This is a genomic window from Aminobacter sp. LjRoot7 (assembly GCF_964252895.1).
Lineage (GTDB): Bacteria > Pseudomonadota > Alphaproteobacteria > Rhizobiales > Rhizobiaceae > Aminobacter > Aminobacter aminovorans_B.
In genome coordinates, this window is sequence record NZ_CAXUPX020000001.1 from 480036 (window position 1) to 495805 (window position 15770).

Annotated in this window: 13 protein-coding genes; 6 read left to right on the forward strand and 7 right to left on the reverse strand. The window is 64.5% G+C overall.

Annotation, left to right across the window (positions count from 1 at the left end; all coding sequences use genetic code 11):
* Positions 1-36: 36 nt before the first annotated feature.
* The 5 genes from ACSQ3E_RS02275 to ACSQ3E_RS02295 are packed head-to-tail and all read left to right on the forward strand — an operon-like array spanning position 37 to position 5419.
* A complete protein-coding gene (locus tag ACSQ3E_RS02275) occupies positions 37-1608 on the forward strand; it encodes an ABC transporter substrate-binding protein (protein ID WP_436121449.1) in 1572 nt (523 codons plus the stop codon).
* Between the two features lie 57 nt (positions 1609-1665).
* Positions 1666-2673, forward strand: a complete 1008-nt coding sequence (locus ACSQ3E_RS02280; protein WP_436121450.1) for an ABC transporter permease — start codon at positions 1666-1668, stop codon at positions 2671-2673.
* Positions 2670-3566, forward strand: coding sequence for an ABC transporter permease (locus tag ACSQ3E_RS02285; RefSeq protein ID WP_436121451.1), 897 nt, complete (start codon positions 2670-2672; stop codon positions 3564-3566). Before ACSQ3E_RS02280 ends, ACSQ3E_RS02285 begins: the two co-directional genes overlap by 4 nt.
* 1 nt (position 3567) lies before the next feature.
* Positions 3568-4605, forward strand: coding sequence for an ABC transporter ATP-binding protein (locus ACSQ3E_RS02290; protein WP_436121452.1), 1038 nt, complete (start codon positions 3568-3570; stop codon positions 4603-4605).
* Positions 4598-5419 carry an ATP-binding cassette domain-containing protein gene (locus ACSQ3E_RS02295; protein ID WP_436121453.1) on the forward strand — a complete coding sequence of 274 codons (822 nt, stop codon included), beginning with the start codon at positions 4598-4600 and terminating at the stop codon, positions 5417-5419. Before ACSQ3E_RS02290 ends, ACSQ3E_RS02295 begins: the two co-directional genes overlap by 8 nt.
* A gap of 169 nt (positions 5420-5588) precedes the next feature.
* Here the strand turns inward: ACSQ3E_RS02295 and ACSQ3E_RS02300 are convergent, their stop codons facing one another.
* From ACSQ3E_RS02300 to ACSQ3E_RS02330, 7 genes are all read right to left on the reverse strand, one after another.
* Entirely contained in the window at positions 5589-6641 is a 1053-nt protein-coding gene (locus ACSQ3E_RS02300) for an ABC transporter ATP-binding protein (protein ID WP_436121454.1), read from the reverse strand.
* Positions 6638-7675 carry an ABC transporter ATP-binding protein gene (locus ACSQ3E_RS02305; RefSeq protein WP_436121961.1) on the reverse strand — a complete coding sequence of 346 codons (1038 nt, stop codon included), beginning with the start codon at positions 7673-7675 and terminating at the stop codon, positions 6638-6640. Before ACSQ3E_RS02305 ends, ACSQ3E_RS02300 begins: the two co-directional genes overlap by 4 nt.
* A 113-nt stretch (positions 7676-7788) precedes the next feature.
* Positions 7789-8676, reverse strand: a complete 888-nt coding sequence (locus ACSQ3E_RS02310) for an ABC transporter permease (protein WP_436121455.1) — start codon at positions 8674-8676, stop codon at positions 7789-7791.
* Between the two features lie 12 nt (positions 8677-8688).
* Complete coding sequence (locus ACSQ3E_RS02315) at positions 8689-9645, reverse strand: ABC transporter permease (protein WP_436121456.1); 957 nt, start codon at positions 9643-9645, stop codon at positions 8689-8691.
* Between the two features lie 42 nt (positions 9646-9687).
* Complete coding sequence (locus tag ACSQ3E_RS02320) at positions 9688-11289, reverse strand: ABC transporter substrate-binding protein (RefSeq protein WP_436121457.1); 1602 nt, start codon at positions 11287-11289, stop codon at positions 9688-9690.
* A gap of 119 nt (positions 11290-11408) precedes the next feature.
* Positions 11409-12272, reverse strand: coding sequence for an amidohydrolase family protein (locus tag ACSQ3E_RS02325; protein WP_436121458.1), 864 nt, complete (start codon positions 12270-12272; stop codon positions 11409-11411).
* Complete coding sequence (locus ACSQ3E_RS02330) at positions 12259-14070, reverse strand: adenine deaminase C-terminal domain-containing protein (RefSeq protein ID WP_436121459.1); 1812 nt, start codon at positions 14068-14070, stop codon at positions 12259-12261. Before ACSQ3E_RS02330 ends, ACSQ3E_RS02325 begins: the two co-directional genes overlap by 14 nt.
* A gap of 255 nt (positions 14071-14325) precedes the next feature.
* Between ACSQ3E_RS02330 and ACSQ3E_RS02335 the strand changes: the two genes are divergently transcribed.
* Complete coding sequence (locus ACSQ3E_RS02335) at positions 14326-15714, forward strand: amidohydrolase family protein (RefSeq protein ID WP_436121460.1); 1389 nt, start codon at positions 14326-14328, stop codon at positions 15712-15714.
* Positions 15715-15770: the final 56 nt, after the last annotated feature.

Sequence of the window (15770 nt, forward strand, 5' to 3'; positions counted from 1 at the left end):
TGCAATGACGACCAGACATTCGACAGGAGCAATGCAATGACCTCTGACCAGTTCAACATCTCGCGGCGCGGCCTTCTGGCCCTCGCCGGCGTCGGCCTCGCCACCACGGTTTTCCCGCGTCAGCTCTTCGCCCAATCGGGCGGCGTCCTGATCATCGCCGCCGGCCAGGACATCCCCAACTTCGACCCGCACACCGCGACCGGCTATTCCGCCTCGTTCTTCATGCGCAACGTCTATGACCCGCTGGTGCGCATCTCGGGCAACCCGCCGGTACCCGCCCCTGGTATCGCAGAAAGCTGGACGGTCAGCCCCGACGGCACGGAATTCACCTTCATCCTCAACAAGGCCGCCAAGTTCCACTCCGGCAGCCCAGTTACCGCCGACGACGTCGTCTATTCCTTCGCCCGCGCGCTGAAGCTCGCCAAGGGCAACTCCTGGATGATCCGCGACATCGTCACCGCCGAGGGCGTCACCGCCGTCGACGCCGGCACCGTCAAGTTCAAGCTCACCGCCCCCTTCGCGCCGTTCCTGCAGGTGCTGCCGTGGATCTTCATCGTCGAGAAGGCGGTGGTCGAGGCCAATCTCGGCGGTGATTCAGGCGAAACCTACCTCATGACCAATACCGCGGGCTCGGGTCCGTTCGCCGTGGCGCGCTTCGAAGTCGGCACTCTCTACCAACTGGCGCGCGCGCCTGAAGCCTGGCAGGCCGGCGGCGGCAACCTCGAAGGCGTGATCTGGCAGATCGTGCGTGAAACAGCCACCCAGCGCCTGATGATCCAGCGCGGCGAAGCCCATATCGCTACCGACCTCACCAGCGAGGACATGGACGCGCTGAAGGATGCAGCCGGCGTCGTCAGCGTCATCGAGCCGGAATACCGCACCTTCTCGATCAAGATGAACACCCAGCACGGCCCCTGCGCCGACATTAACCTGCGCAAGGCGATCTCCTACGCCACGAACTATCAGGCGATCCTCGACGCCGCGGGTTATGCCGACCTGATGAAGGGCCCGCTGCCGATGGGCATCCTCGGCTTCGACGCCAATCTCGCCGCCTATGGCACCGACATGGCCAAGGCCAAGGAATACATGGCGAAGTCGGCCAAGCCGGAAGGCGGCTTCAAGCTCAAGATGTACCACGTCTCGGGTCTCGAGCAGCAGCGCCGCTGGGCACTCATCATGCTCGACAGCCTCAAGCAGCTCAACATCGAGCTCGAGATCGTGCCGATGAACTGGCCCGACATGGTCACTGCCTGCAAGTCGCCGGAAACCTTCCCGGACCTGTTCCCGGTCTACCAGACGGCGAACTACGGCGACCCCGACAACATCGCCTATGCGGCCTACCACTCCTCGCGCAACGGCGCCTGGCAGAACGCCGTCTACAAGAACCCGGAAGTCGACGCTCTCATCGAGGCCGGCCGCAAGGAAATCGATCAGGCCAAGCGCGTCGCGATCTACGGCGAATTCCAGAAGAAGGTCGTCGAGGATGCGCCTGACGTCTTTGGCGTGCTGGAGCGCCGCAAGCTCGCCATGCGCGACACGGTGAAGGACTACCACTTCACCCCGGTCGCCTCCAACGCGATCGAGGCCTGGGGCCTGTCGCTCGGCTAAGTCGAACATTTGGCGGGCCTCCGGGCCCGCCAAAGCTCCAACCAAAGGACATCGGCAATGCTGCATTTCATCCTGCGGCGGCTTCTGCTGCTCATACCGGTCATCGTCGGACTGACGGTCATCATGTTCGCCATCGCTCGCCTTCTCCCCGGCGATCCGGTGGCGCTCGCCGCAGGTCCGAACGCCACGCAGGCGGAAATCGCAGCACTTGCCGTCGAGTACGGCCTGGATAAGCCGATCTGGGTACAGTACGGCACCTACGTCTCCGGCCTGATGCATGGCGACCTCGGCACGTCTTTGCTGACCCGCCGCCCCGTCGCCGCCGATATCAAGGCCTACCTGCCCGCGACGCTTGAACTCGTCTTCGCAGCGATGTTCATCGCGGTCGTGGTCGGAATTCCGCTCGGCCTGATCACCGCCGTCTGGCGCAACCGCTGGCCCGACTACCTCGCCCAGATTGGCGCAATCGGCGCGATCTCCATGCCGCGCTTCTTCCTCGGCCTGCTGCTGCAGCTCTGCTTTGCCATGTGGCTGATGTGGCTTCCGCTCGGCGGACGCCTGCCGATCGTCGTCATCCCGCCGCGCTTCGTCACCGGTTTCCTGACCATCGACTCCCTGATCGCCGGCAACTGGAATGCCTTCTTCATGTCGCTGCGCCACCTGGCGCTACCAGCAATCGCCATGTCGCTGTCCCCGCTCGCCACCATCATGCGCATGATGCGCGCCTCGACGATCGAAGTGATGCAGCAGGACTATGTGATGACGGCGCGCGCGCTCGGCCTGCCCCAGCGCAAGATCATCACCAAGTATGTCGCCCGCAACGCCGTTTCGGCGACGCTGACCGTCATCGGCCTCTATTTCGGCTGGCTGCTCGGCGGCACGGTGCTGGTCGAGACCGTCTTCGACTGGCCCGGCCTCGGCCTCTACGCCACCAAGGCCATCGTCTCGCAGGACATGATGCCGGTGATCGGCGTCGCCTTGGTGATCGGCCTGCTCTTCGTCTTCGCCAACCTCGTCATCGACCTGCTCTACGGCGTCATCAACCCCAAGGTCCGCTACTCATGAGCACCACCGAGCACAACATTGCGGACGATTTCGCGACGCCCCGGCGCGACAGGCTGCGCCGCGCCTTCTTCCGCTTTTCGCAGAGCAAGCTGTCGATGCTCGGCGCTGTCATGGTCGCGGCGGTGATCTTCTTCACCGTCTTTGGCACCGTGCTCGCCCCCTACCCCGAACATGTCGCCGGCGGCGTCGACACCGCTTCGCGCTTCATGCCGCCATCGGTCGCCCATCCCTTCGGCACCAACGAACTCGGCCAGGACGTGCTTTCGCTGGTCATGGCCGGCACGACGGTTTCGGTGCTCGCCGGCTTCGGCGTGGTGCTCATCGGCTCGGTGATCGGTACGCTGGTCGGCGCCGTTGCCGGTTTCGCCCGCGGCTGGGTCGACGAGGTGCTGATGCGCCTGACCGACCTGACGCTGACCATTCCCGGCCTGATCCTCGCCATGGCGATCGCCGCCGCCCTCGGCTCGGGCTTCGGCAACATGGTCATCGCGATCGCACTCTCATGGTGGCCCGGCTATGCGCGGCTGGTGCGCGGCGAGGTGCTGGCAGCGCGCGAAGAGGTCTATGTGACCGCCGCCCGCGCCCTCGGCGCGACGCCCAAGCGCATCCTCTTCCGCCACATCCTGCCCAACGTCGTCTCGCCGATCATCGTCAAGATGTCGCTCGACATGGGCTTCGCCATCCTGACCGTCGCCGGCCTCGGCTTCATCGGAATCGGCGTCCGTCCGCCGACGCCCGAATGGGGTACGCTGCTCTCCGTTTCGCGCTCCTACATGCCCGACTACTGGTGGACGGCCATGGCGCCCGGCATGGCGATGTTCCTGGCCGTGTTCGGCTTCAACCTGCTCGGCGATGGCCTGCGCGACATCCTCGATCCGAAGGCGAGGCGCTGAGATGACCCAGCCTCTCCTTTCAATCCGCGACCTGCACCTCAGGATGTCCAGCTTCGACGGCCGGGCGCATGTCCTGAACGGCATCAACCTCACCGTGAACCGGGGCGAGATCTGGGGCCTCGTCGGCGAAAGCGGCTGCGGCAAGTCGCTCACCGGCCTGTCGGTGTCACGCCTGCAGCCGACGCCGCCCGCGCACTACACCGCCGGCGAGATCCTGCTCGAAGGCCAGGAGTTGCTCAAGCTCAGCCAGACTGAGATGCAGCGCCTGCGCGGCAAGCGCATCGGCATGATTTTCCAGGATCCGACGACCAACCTCAATCCGGCCTTCCGCATCGGCGAACAGCTCGTCGACGTAGCGCTGGCTGCCGCTGACCGCGATCCTGACGTCATCGGCTGCACGCCCAGTGCCGGCCGGCGCGAACGCCGCCAGGCCGCCCGCAAGCTGGCCGGCGAGATGTTGACCCGCGTCGGCATCCCCAACGCACTGGCGCGGCTCGACGACTATCCACATCAGTTCTCCGGCGGCATGCGCCAGCGCGTGCTGATCGCCATGGCCCTGATCGGCCGCCCCGACCTTCTGATCGCCGACGAGCCGACGACGGCGCTCGACGTGTCAGTCCAGGCGCAGATCCTCGAGCTGATCAAGAACAGCGTCAAAGACTTCGACATGGGCGTCGTGCTGATCACCCATAATCTCGGTGTCGTCGCCCAAACATGCAGCCATGTCGCGGTCATGTATGCCGGAAACATCGTCGAAAGCGGCCCGGTCGCGGCCGTCATCGGCAATCCCGTCCATCCCTACACGCGTGCCCTGATGTCGGCGATCCCGACACGCGAAACCAAGCGCGGCGAGCTTCGCGGCCTGGCGGGCTCCGTGCCCAACCTCATCACGCCGCCACCTGGCTGCCGCTTCGCCCCGCGATGCCAGTTTGCCCAACCCGCCTGCACCGCGTCCATGCCGGCGCCGGTGTCGGTCGGCGACAGCCATGCTGCCGCCTGCATCCGCGTCAACGAAATGGAGGCGCTCGTCGATGACTGAGATCATGCTTGAGATCGACAACGTCTCGAAGATCTACCCGGGACGGCGCGGCATCTTCGGCACGTCAGCCGAGGTCCATGCGCTGAAGAACGTCTCGCTCAGCGTGCGCAAGGGCGAGAGTTTTGGTCTCGTCGGCGAAAGCGGCTCGGGCAAGACGACGCTGACCCGCTCCATCCTGCATCTGGAAACGCCGACCTCGGGCAGCATCCGCGTGCAGGGACAGGACCTGGGCAAGCTTTCCGACGCCGAACTACGTCGCCTGCGCTCACGCGTCCAGATCGTCTTCCAGGATCCCTACGCCTCGCTCAACCCGCGCATGTCGGTCTATGACATCGTGACCGAACCGCTCGTCATCCACCACGAGACGCTCGGCCTGACCAACAGGCAGCGCAGCGACCGCGCCGCCGAACTGCTGTCGCTCGTCGGCATGGGCCCGCAGCACCTGCACCGCTATCCGCACGAGTTCTCTGGCGGCCAGCGTCAGCGCATCTGCATCGCCCGTGCGCTTGCCTCGGGCCCGGAGCTTCTGCTGCTTGACGAGCCGACCTCGGCGCTCGACGTCTCGGTGCAGGCGCAGGTGCTCAATCTGCTGTGCGAGTTGCAGGATCGTCTCGGCCTGACCTACTTCTTCATCAGCCACGACCTGGCGGTGGTGCGTTACCTCTGCGACCGGGTGGCGCTCATCAACCGCGGCGAGCTCGTCGAACAGGGCGACTGCGCCGAGATCTTCGACGCCCCGAAAAGCGAGTACGCCCGCATGCTGATCGGCGCTATGCCGGAGGTGAAGGTGCCGACTGCCGGAGTGAGCGTGTAATCGTCGAAACTGTCAGCACTTCGAAAGAAATGCTGGTGGATCGGCCTCAAAACGTTCCCGGCCAATCCACCAGCGGCGCCAGATCATGGGAACATGCGGTGGGGAAGCAAACCGCAAATGATCTCGACGCACCCCGCGGCGCTTGAAACCGCGGGGGGAGGCCGAACGGCTAGCCGGCGTTAACCACTGCTTCCGAAGATGACGTTGCCAAGGCCGGCCGGGTGAACAGTTCCGCCGCCCGGAAGCAGCGCGTTTCGCGGCTCTGCGAGAGCGAGAGCGGCGGTGGGCTGTCCTTCGTGCAAATGGCATCGACGGCGAAACGGCAACGTGGCGCGAAGCTGCAGCCTTCGGCGAGCCGGCTCATGTCGGGCGGCGTGCCGGGGATGGCGTCGATGTCGGTGTCGCGATCCTGGCCGTGCACGGTCGAGGCTAACATGCCCATCGTGTAAGGGTGCGACGGCTTAAGCAGCACGTCGCGCACGCAGCCATATTCGACGATGCGCCCGGCATACATCACAGCCACCTTGTCGGCGATCTGGGCGGCCACGCCGAGATCGTGGGTGACGAAGATCACCCCCATGCCAAGCTCCTGCTGCAGCTTGCGCAGCAGCAACAGCACCTGGATCTGCACTGTCGCATCGAGTGCGGTTGTCGGCTCGTCGGCAAGCAACAGCTTCGGCCGGCATGACAGGGCGACCGCGATCATGGCGCGTTGGCGCAGGCCGCCCGACAGCTCGTGCGGATAGGCCTTCAGCCGCCGCTCGGCGTTCGGCACCTTGACGAACTGCAACAGCTCCAGCGCCTTGGCCATCGCCTCGCCGTGGCTGCAGTGCTGGTGGCGCACGATGGTCTCGGCGATCTGGTCACCGATCGTGTAGGTCGGGTCGAGCGCCGTCATCGGCTCCTGGAACACCATCGAGATGGTCGAGCCCCTGATGTCACTGAGCTGGCGCTCGCTGACCGCCATGATGTCGTGCTCGGCGACGCGGATGTTCCCCGAAACCCGGGTAATGCGCGGCGAGAACAGCCGCATCAGCGCGCGCATTGTCACCGACTTGCCGGAGCCGGACTCGCCAATGATGCACAGCACCTCGCCCGGCATTACGTCGAACGACACGCCGTTGACGGCGTGCACGGTGCGGTCGCGCGTCTCGAACCTGACATTGAGGTCGCGGACCTCGACCAGCGGCCGGGCGGTCTGTTCGGTTGCGGGCGCGTTCATCGTGTCGCCTCCTGTGCAAGCGCGTCGTGGGCTGCGGTCCCTGCCCTTGTGTGCCCCGATTGCGGATCGGCCATGTGGCAGGCAGCGACATGCGAACCCCGGTTGGCCCAGGCGCCGAGCACTGGTGCCTTGCTTTCGCAGATGGCTTCGGCGAATTGGCAGCGGCTGCGGAAGCGACAGCCAGGAGCCGGGTTGATCGGATTGGGCGGATCGCCGGTCAGCGGCGGCGTGACGATCTTGTCGTCAGGGTCCATTGCCAGCCGCGACCTGAGCAGCGCCGCCGTATAGGGGTGCTTCGGGCCGTTGTAGATCTGGTCGACAGGACCCATTTCGACGACCTGGCCAAGATACATCACCATGACGCGGTCGGAGATGTACTGGACCACGTTGAGGTCGTGCGAGATGAACAGGTAGGTCAGGTCGAACTCGCGCTTGAGCTGGCGCAAAAGGTTCAGCACCTGCGCCTCGACCGACTTGTCCAGCGCCGACACCGCCTCGTCGAGGATCAGCATCTTGGGGTCGAGCGCCAGTGCACGGGCGATGTTGACGCGCTGCTTCTGGCCGCCCGACAGCTCGTGCGGATAACGAGGTCCGAACAGCTCGGGGCGCAGGCCGACCTTGCCGAGCAGGCTGCGCGCCGCCTCGCGCGCCTTATCGGCGCTCATGCCGTGGACACGAGGTCCGTAAGCGATCGAGGCCTCGACCGGCAGGCGCGGATTGAGCGAGGAATAGCTGTCCTGGAACACCATCTGCAGGTTGCGTCGGAGTTCGCGCAGCGGCAGGCCGTCCTTGTCGCCGACGGTGCGGCCGCCAAAGGCGATCTCGCCGCTATCCGGTGGCATCAGGTACATCAGGAGCTTGGCCAAGGTAGACTTGCCGCAACCGGACTCACCGACGACACCCAGCGTCTCGCCCTTGAAAACGGTGAAGGAGATGTCGTCGACGGCGTGCACGTTGCCGACCTTGCGGTTGAGCAGCCCGCCCTTCACCGGGAAGTACTTCTTCAGGTTCTTGACCACCAGCATGGCCGGCATCGCGGCCGATCCGCCACGCGGGGTCTTGCTGCCGCCGGTTTCGGGCGTTGCCAGGGCGTCGAAAAGTGCCGCGGCAGGAATTGCCAATTGAGCGTCCATTTTCGCCTCCGATCTCACTGCCTGACGTCCATTGCCTGCCGCAAACCATCGCTGACCATGTTGAACGACAGCGAGGTGATGAAGATCGCGACACCGGGCAAGGCGCACAGATACGGGTCGATGTAGATTGCCTGGCGCAAGGCCGAGAGCATCAGGCCCCAGTCAGGCGTCGGCGGCTCGACACCGAGGCCGAGGAACGACAGGCCGGCGGCCAAAAGCACCGAGACCGAAATCAGGCTGGACGCATAGATGAACACCGGCCCGAGCACGTTGCCGAGGATGTGGTGCACGATGATCGAGCCCATGCCAGCGCCACTGGCGCGGGCCGCTTCGACGAAGTCGAGGCTGCGCACCTGGGCAGTTGCCGTCTCCGAAATGCGGCACAGCGGCGGGATGAACACCAGGGTCAGCGCCAACAGGCCGTTGAGCATGCCGCCGCCCATCATGCCGGAGACGGCGACCGCCAGAAGCACTGACGGAAAGGCGTAAAAGACGTCCATCACCCGCATGATCGCGGTGTTGACGAAGCCGCCGGCATAGCCAGCGACCACGCCGAGGAAGCCGCCGATAACAGTCGCCAGCATAACCGGCACCAGCCCCATCGCCAGCGACACGCGGCCGCCATAGAGCAAGCGGGCGAGCATGTCGCGGCCAAGTTCGTCGGTGCCAAGCCAGTGGCCTGATGTGCCGATTGGCTTCAGCCGGGCGATCATTTGCGGCTTGTTCGGGTCCACCGATGTCAGCCATGGCGCAAACACCGCCGACAGCACGACAAGAAGGATGATCCCGGCGAAGAACAGCGTCACGTGGTCGTAGCTCAGCCGGTGGCCCACGCTTTGCCAGTAGCTGCGCACCTTGGGTGCGGCGGAGCGCGAAGGAGTGTCGAAAGTAGCGTCAGTCATGATGTCCTCCCGTCAGCCGCGCTTGATGCGTGGATCGACAGCCGTCTGGATGAGGTCGACGCACAGGTTGGTGATGACGAAGCAGATGGCGAGCACCAGCACCACGCCCTGCACGACTGGTACGTCGCGGGTCAGGATCGCCTTGCCGAGCAGGAAGCCGGTGCCCGGCCAGTTGAAGATAGTCTCGACGAGGATCGAGCCGCCGACGAGATAGCCGAACTGCAGGCCCATCACGGCGAGCACCTGCGGCAGCGCGTTGCGGATGGTGTGGCGGGCAACCGCCCATTCACCCAGGCCCTTGGCCCGCAGCGCCTGGACGAAATCCTGCGACAGCACGTCGGCGACCGCCGAGCGGGTGTTGCGCATGATGACGCCGAGCGGTACCAGCGACATGGTGGCGATGGGCAGGATGGCGTATTGCAGCTGCTCCCACTCGAAGATGCTGAAATTCTCGGAACCGCCGCTGCCCATGCCCATGGCTGGCAACAGGTTGAACTCGACGGCGAAGATGATCACCAGCACGACGCCGAACCAGTAATTGGGCACGCTGACGCCGGCGATCGACAGGCCGGTTACAGTACGGTCGACCCAGGTGCCGAGATGATAGGCGGCAATGGTGCCGAGCACGAAGGCGATGGAGAAGGCGATCGCCACCGCGCCAAACGACACGAGGACCGTGTTCATCAGCGCATGCGAGATTTCCGTCAGCACCGGCCGGCCGCTCTGGATCGAGTTGCCGAGATCACCGGTGCCAACCCGCATCAGCCAGTCGAAATACTGCACCGGCAAAGGCCGGTCGAAACCGTAGACGCCGCGCAGATATTCGATGTCGGCCTGCGAAGCGTCTGGCGGCAAAAGCGAGCCGAGCGGGTCGCCCGGGGCCAGGAAAACCAGCCCGAAGCAGATGATCGATACGCCGAGAGCGATGGGGACGGCATAGACAATACGCCGCAATGCATAAAGCCACATGGTCCTGTCTCCTGTTCGTCCTCGGCGCCTTTCTCCTTGTGCTTATGGTTCAACGACGATCGGCGTCAGGTCCTGGAACCAGCTCTGCGCCTGGACGAAGCCCTTGACCTTGGGCGACATGGCGCGCGGGTTGAGGTCGTGCGCGATGTAGACCATCGGCGCCTGGGCGACCGTCAGTTCATGAATCTTGGTGATCATCGCGTCGCGCTGCGGCTCGTCGAAGGTTTCCATCGCCTTCTTGCCGAGCGCGTCGATCTCGTCGGTCGAGAACCAACCCCAGTTCGGCCCGTTGGGCGCGAAGCGGCTCTTCATGACGAAACCGAGCACGCCATTGTAAGGCTCCATCGGCGCCCGGCTGACATTGATGGCGTCGGTGTCGGGAAACGCCTCGCGGCCCTTCAGGCTGACGTCGTGCAGCGCGCTCCAGTCCATGACGTTGAAGTTGACCTTGAAGCCGGCGGCTTCCAACTGCGACTTGACCAGCTCGTTCATCGCCAAAGGCTGCATCTGGCCGGAACCGGCCGTCGACATCGCCACGTTGATCTCGCAAGGGAAGCAATTGGCTTCCTTGAGCAGCGCCGTCGCCTTCTCCGGGTCGAAATCGTATCTCACCGGGTGGCCGAAATAGCGCGAGCTCGGCGGCAGCATGGCATAGCCGGGTTCGCCGGTTCCACCGAGCAGCGCAGCGACATCCTCGCGGTTGACAGCGTGGTTGGCCGCCTGACGCACCTTGATGTCGTTGAAGGGCGGATCGACCATGTTGACCTGGTAGGTCCAGTTGTGCGGATAGGTGTTGGTGACGATCGTCATGCCCGCCGACTGCAGCCTCGGGATGGTGTCGGGCGACGGCGCCTCGACGAAATCGACCTGGCCCGACAGGAGGGCTGCCGTGCGCGTGGTCGCTTCCGGCATCGGCACCAGCACCAGGCGGTCGTGCTTCGGGATGCGGTCCTTGTCCCAGTAGTTCTCGTTCTTCACCAGCTCGAGCCGCTCATGCGGAACGACCTTGTCGAACTTGTAGGGGCCGGTTCCAGCCGGCGCCTTGGCATAGACGGCATAATCCCAGTTCGCCTTCTCCAGCGCGACCTTGGAGATCATGAAGAAGTTGGTCAGGCTGAACGGCGTGAATGAATCCGGCGCCTTGGTGAACAGCGCCACTTGGTTGGCACCCAGCGGCTCGACATGGTCGATGTTGCTGGCGCGGGTGCGCATGCGAGCGAACTGCGCCGGGTCGAAGCCCTGCGTGGTCTTGTCTGTCAGGCGGGCGAAGTTCCAGGCGACGACCTCGGGTGTCAGGTCGGAGCCGTCATGGAACTTCACGCCTTCGCGCAAGGTGATGATCCAGCGCTTGTGATTGGCGGGGTCGACCTCCCATTTGGTCGCCAGGCCCGGGCGGAGTGTCGGCTCCTTGTCGGATTTGGAGAGGTCCCAGTTGATCAACCCGTCATGCAGGTTGAAGCCGACGAAGCGGTAGCCCTCGTAGCCCTGATCAGGCTGGCCGGTCCAGGCCGGGATGTCGCCAAGCGTCATGGCGACGCGCAGCACGGTCTCGGCCGAAGCGGTTCCCGGCGACAGCATCGTCGAAGCGAGCGCGACGGCGGCACTCCATCTGATCAGGTTCCGTCCGAATGTGTGTTTGGTCATGTCAGAGTTCCCTTTGTTATTGTCGACGCGTCAAAGGTTCGGTCCTCCCTGGACCGCTCCTCCCGGGCCGCCGCGCCGTTGGCGGCCATTCTAGCACCGGACGCCTTGTCCGGCTTGGCTCAACGTTGGGCGCCCTCCTCCAGCCGGCCGTCGCGAGCGACGATGCGACCGTCGAGGATGACGACTGACGGCACCGCCTGGGCGATGTCGTCCACGATCAGAAGGTCGGCCAAGCGTCCCGGCGCCACGGAACCGACGTCATGTTCGATGCCGTGCTGCACGGTGGCGTTGAAGCCTGCCATCTGCACCGCGCGATGGAGCGGAATGCCGGCCTGAACCGCAGCGCCCAACACCGGCCGCACGGCGATGGCGCCGTTGTTCGCTTCACCGTGGCGAAGCATAAGCCGTGCCGTCTCGAGCCCGACGGCAGCCACCGTGCGCAGCAAGGCGAGGCGCTTGACGGGATCGGAGCCAACTTCGAGAACCACCGCCATTCCCGCGGCAACCGCATCAAGGGCAGCTCCGGCGGCGGAGCAGACCTGCTGCTGATGGACAAGGCGGGCGCGGCCCACACCGTCAAGCCAGCCAGGTCCTTCGGCCGCCAGATGCCAGCGCCGCACGTCGGGCTGTCCGGAATTTGGCGCGATCGCGCCTGTCTCGGTCGAGACAATGGACGTCACGCCCAGCGGAAGCAGGGTCGCGGCGAGCCGTTCGGCGTCCGACGAAACACCAGTCAGGGATTCGACATAACCGGGCAGGACATAGCGTCCCGAGCAATCGATGATGTGCCTGGCGTCACCGTCATAGCCTGTGCGGATCGCAACGATGCGCGAACCCGCGATGGCGATTGAGGCCGTGTAGGTCTCTTCCGACCAGACATTGACAAGGTTGCAATTGGCGAGCAGCAGGTCGGCCGGCTGCCGGGCCAGGGAGACACGGACTCCTGCCAGCGCCGTTTCGACGGAAGCGTCAGTGGCCAGCATCTTGAGCTCCTTCCACGACGACAGTGGTGCCGACGCCGATGCGCGAATTGATCAACCCCTTGTCGGTCAGGCCGAGGTCGGGAAGCGTGGTGTGGATAGTCGAGACCAGCGTCTTGAACGGATCGGTAAGCGCGCAACCCAGCTCGGCGGCCGCTGCTTGCGCCTTGTCGATACTGGCAAGCAGCACCTCATAGGGCTCTTCCGACATGATGCCGCCGACGCGCAGCGGCGCCTCGGCAAGCACCTCGCCATCGGCGACGGCGATGAAGCCGCCCTGGATCTCGCCCATGCGCTGGATGGCGTGCCAGATGTCGTCGTCTGTGGCACCGACAACGACGACATTGTTGAACGGCACCGATATCGACGTCGCCAGCGCGCCACGCTTCAGCCCGAACCCCTTGACGAAACCAGTGCCGATCTTGCCGTGCAGGCCGTAACGCTCGACGACCGCGATCTTCAGGATGTCGTTGGCCGGGTCGGGCTGGATACCCTCGCCCGTAACGGCAAGCGTGTGGACAAAGCCGCGATTGAAGGAGTCGCCGTCGACCACCTCGAAAACACGCGCCTGCACCGACGTCGCATCTTCGGGCGCGTCGCATTTGAGCGATGCACGTTCGACCTTTTCGAGCTTGATCGAGTTGCGGTAGCTCTCGGGGAAATTCGGCTTGGGGATGTCGATCTGCAGCTCGCCGCGGCGGGCCACCACTTTGCCACCGACGATGACATATTCCGGCGGAAACGCATCGGGCGCGGTCATGAGCAGGATGTCGGCAAAACGGCCGGGCGCGATCGAGCCTATCTGGTCGGTCACCCGGAAATGCTCTGCCGGATTGAGCGACACCATCCTGTAGGCGTCGAGCGGCGAGACACCCGCCTCCAGCGCAATGCGCACCAGATAGTCGATATAGCCGTAGCCCTTGGTCACCATGTCGATCGAGGTGTTGTTGTCGATGCACATGCAGACCTGGCGGAAGGACAGCCCCTTGCGCAGCATCTCGTCGAGCAGCGGCCGCAATTGGCCGCGCCGGCCGGTGCATTCAACGAAAAACAGCTTCAGCCCGCGCCGCAACCTTGGCAGGATGTCCTCGCCCCGGCCGATGCAATGGTCGTCCTGGATGCCACTCGCGACATAACCGTCGAAGGCGGCCTCGTCGCCGCGGCGGATTTCGCCGCCATGGCCGCTGACCCGGAAACCCGCCTCGCGGCAGGTCTGGATGACACGCATGTAGTCGAAGTCTTCCAGCGCGATCCGCGACCAGACGGTCTCACCGATGCTCATGCAGCCGTCGTTGAGCAGTTCGGCGATGTCGGCCGAATTCATCTCGACCGCTGCCGTGCCAAGCGTTGCATCGAACGGACAGTAGGAAGGTGCGGCCACATAGCCGCGCAGCGGCAACCCCTCGAAGGAACGGCGCAGCACGTCGACGGCTTCGACACCGCCAGTATGGGCGTTGTTGGTGGTGTCGACGAACACGCTCGTGGTACCAAGCGGCAAGAGCACCCGTGCTAGCTCGCCGGGCCACAGGAACGTCGTGTCGACATGCATGTGACAGTCGATCATGCCCGGCATCGCCCACAAGCCCTGGCAATCGATCACTTCGGCGCCGGCGTAGCTGTCGCGCCTGGCGATTGAGACGATGCGCTCGCCCGAGATGGTGATGTCGGTCTCTTCGGTCACGCCTGAATAGACGTTGAGCAGCCGGCAGCCCTTCAGGATCAGCGTCGCCTCCCCTGCCGCGGCCGGCACTGCGTCATGCAGCGGCGCTGCGGGGCCAACCGGTGCGTCTTCAAGCGTCATTCTGGCGATCCTCCTGATGCCGGGCAGCTGCTTGGCAACCCGACCTTTCCATCATCGTGACACTCCTCAAAAAAAGTTGCAACATAATTTTGAGGTTTTTGTTACAATCATTTTTGAAGATCATTCACAAAGAAGATATTGCAGTTTGTCCAAAATTTTGGCGGTATGCGCCCAACGCAGCCAGACGGCTGGGGCAACTGCCTGGTTTCGAGGCACAGCCGCAGCGTCAGGATCAACAATGGAAGGAGTGATGAGATGACTACGCAGACATCAGGGCCGTCAGCGGTCGACCTCATGGTCAAGGGATGCGACCTGATCACCATGAACGATGCAGACACGGTCATCCGCGATGCAGCGCTTGCCGTGGACAAGGGCCGCATCGTGTGGACCGGCAAGGCTTCGGAGGTATCGGAGCTCTACCGAGCGAACCAGACAATCGACGCCAGCGGCCAGATCGCGATGCCCGGCATGGTCGACGCGCATTTCCACACCGCCCAGCACCTTTTGCGCGGCAAGCTGTCGGAGATCACCCGCACGCGCGCCCCGAAAATGCCGGTGTGGAAGCACTACTACCTGCCGTTCGAGGCGATGCTCGAACCGGAAGACGTGCACCTGTCGGCGCTGGCCGCCTACACCAACATGCTGCGCGTCGGCACCACCTGCTTTGCCGAGGCCGGCGGCCCGCACCCCGACGAGATGGGCCGCGCCGCCGACGAGGTCGGCATCCGCGGCTTTATCGCGCAGTCGACTTGCGACACCGGCATGGGCGTGCCTGACGCGCTGATGATGAAGACCCAGCAGGCCTATGACCGCAACGTCGAGCTGGTGCAGCGCTGGTCTAAGCACGAGCGCGTCAAGGCGTTCCTTTCGCTGCGCCAGATCGTTGTCTGCACGCCGGAACTGGTGAAGGGCATCGGCCAGGCAGCCAAGGACCTCAACGTCAAGGTTCACACTCATCTCTGCGAGGGCATCTACGAGATCGACTTCGCGCTGGAGCGCTACGGCAAGCGCCCGACCGAATATCTGGAAGAACTGGGCGTGCTATCGCACCATTTCCACGGCGCGCATTCGATCTTCCTGTCGCCGGAGGAAGTGGACCTCTATGCGCGGCACAAGGTGTCGGCCTGCCATTGCGGCCTGCACAACTACTCCGTCGGCCAGCCGCGGGTCGCCGAGATGTGGCGCCGTGGCATCGATATCGGCCTTGGCACCGACGGCGCGGCCTCCTCGGGCACGCTCGACCTGTTCCAGGTGGCGCATGCCGCCCGTATCGGCCAGCAACTGGTGGCCGGCACGCCCTGGCACATGCGCACGGCGATTTCGAGCGACGAACTGCTCAAGATCGCGACCCACGGCGGCGCGCGCGCGCTCGGCGTCGGCCATGAGTTGGGCCGGCTGGAAAACGGCTTCAAGGCCGACTTCATCCTGGTCGACGCCTCCGACATCGACCAGCAGCCGATTTATGATCCGCTGTTCACCGCATCGACCACCACGGTCGGCCGCGACGTCCGCACCGTCATCGTTGACGGCAAGCTGGTGATGAAGGACCGCGAAATCCTCACCGTCGATGTTGAGGCGATCAAGGCACGGCTCGCCAAGCGGCGGCCAGAGATCATGGACAGGTTCGAAAAGCTGGTCGCCTGAGACGACAGTGAGACGCGAGGCCGGGCCGTAGGTCGGGCGGCCTCGCTTCGCCTTGG

Coding starts and splice junctions, on each gene's coding strand:
- ACSQ3E_RS02305 (WP_436121961.1), bottom strand. CDS start 7,675: ATGCCGGCCATGCTGGTGGTCAAGAACCTGAAGAAGTACTTCCCGGTG.
- ACSQ3E_RS02295 (WP_436121453.1), top strand. CDS start 4,598: ATGACTGAGATCATGCTTGAGATCGACAACGTCTCGAAGATCTACCCG.
- ACSQ3E_RS02310 (WP_436121455.1), bottom strand. CDS start 8,676: ATGACTGACGCTACTTTCGACACTCCTTCGCGCTCCGCCGCACCCAAG.
- ACSQ3E_RS02280 (WP_436121450.1), top strand. CDS start 1,666: ATGCTGCATTTCATCCTGCGGCGGCTTCTGCTGCTCATACCGGTCATC.
- ACSQ3E_RS02275 (WP_436121449.1), top strand. CDS start 37: ATGACCTCTGACCAGTTCAACATCTCGCGGCGCGGCCTTCTGGCCCTC.
- ACSQ3E_RS02320 (WP_436121457.1), bottom strand. CDS start 11,289: ATGACCAAACACACATTCGGACGGAACCTGATCAGATGGAGTGCCGCC.
- ACSQ3E_RS02300 (WP_436121454.1), bottom strand. CDS start 6,641: ATGAACGCGCCCGCAACCGAACAGACCGCCCGGCCGCTGGTCGAGGTC.
- ACSQ3E_RS02285 (WP_436121451.1), top strand. CDS start 2,670: ATGAGCACCACCGAGCACAACATTGCGGACGATTTCGCGACGCCCCGG.
- ACSQ3E_RS02290 (WP_436121452.1), top strand. CDS start 3,568: ATGACCCAGCCTCTCCTTTCAATCCGCGACCTGCACCTCAGGATGTCC.
- ACSQ3E_RS02335 (WP_436121460.1), top strand. CDS start 14,326: ATGACTACGCAGACATCAGGGCCGTCAGCGGTCGACCTCATGGTCAAG.
- ACSQ3E_RS02315 (WP_436121456.1), bottom strand. CDS start 9,645: ATGTGGCTTTATGCATTGCGGCGTATTGTCTATGCCGTCCCCATCGCT.
- ACSQ3E_RS02325 (WP_436121458.1), bottom strand. CDS start 12,272: ATGCTGGCCACTGACGCTTCCGTCGAAACGGCGCTGGCAGGAGTCCGT.
- ACSQ3E_RS02330 (WP_436121459.1), bottom strand. CDS start 14,070: ATGACGCTTGAAGACGCACCGGTTGGCCCCGCAGCGCCGCTGCATGAC.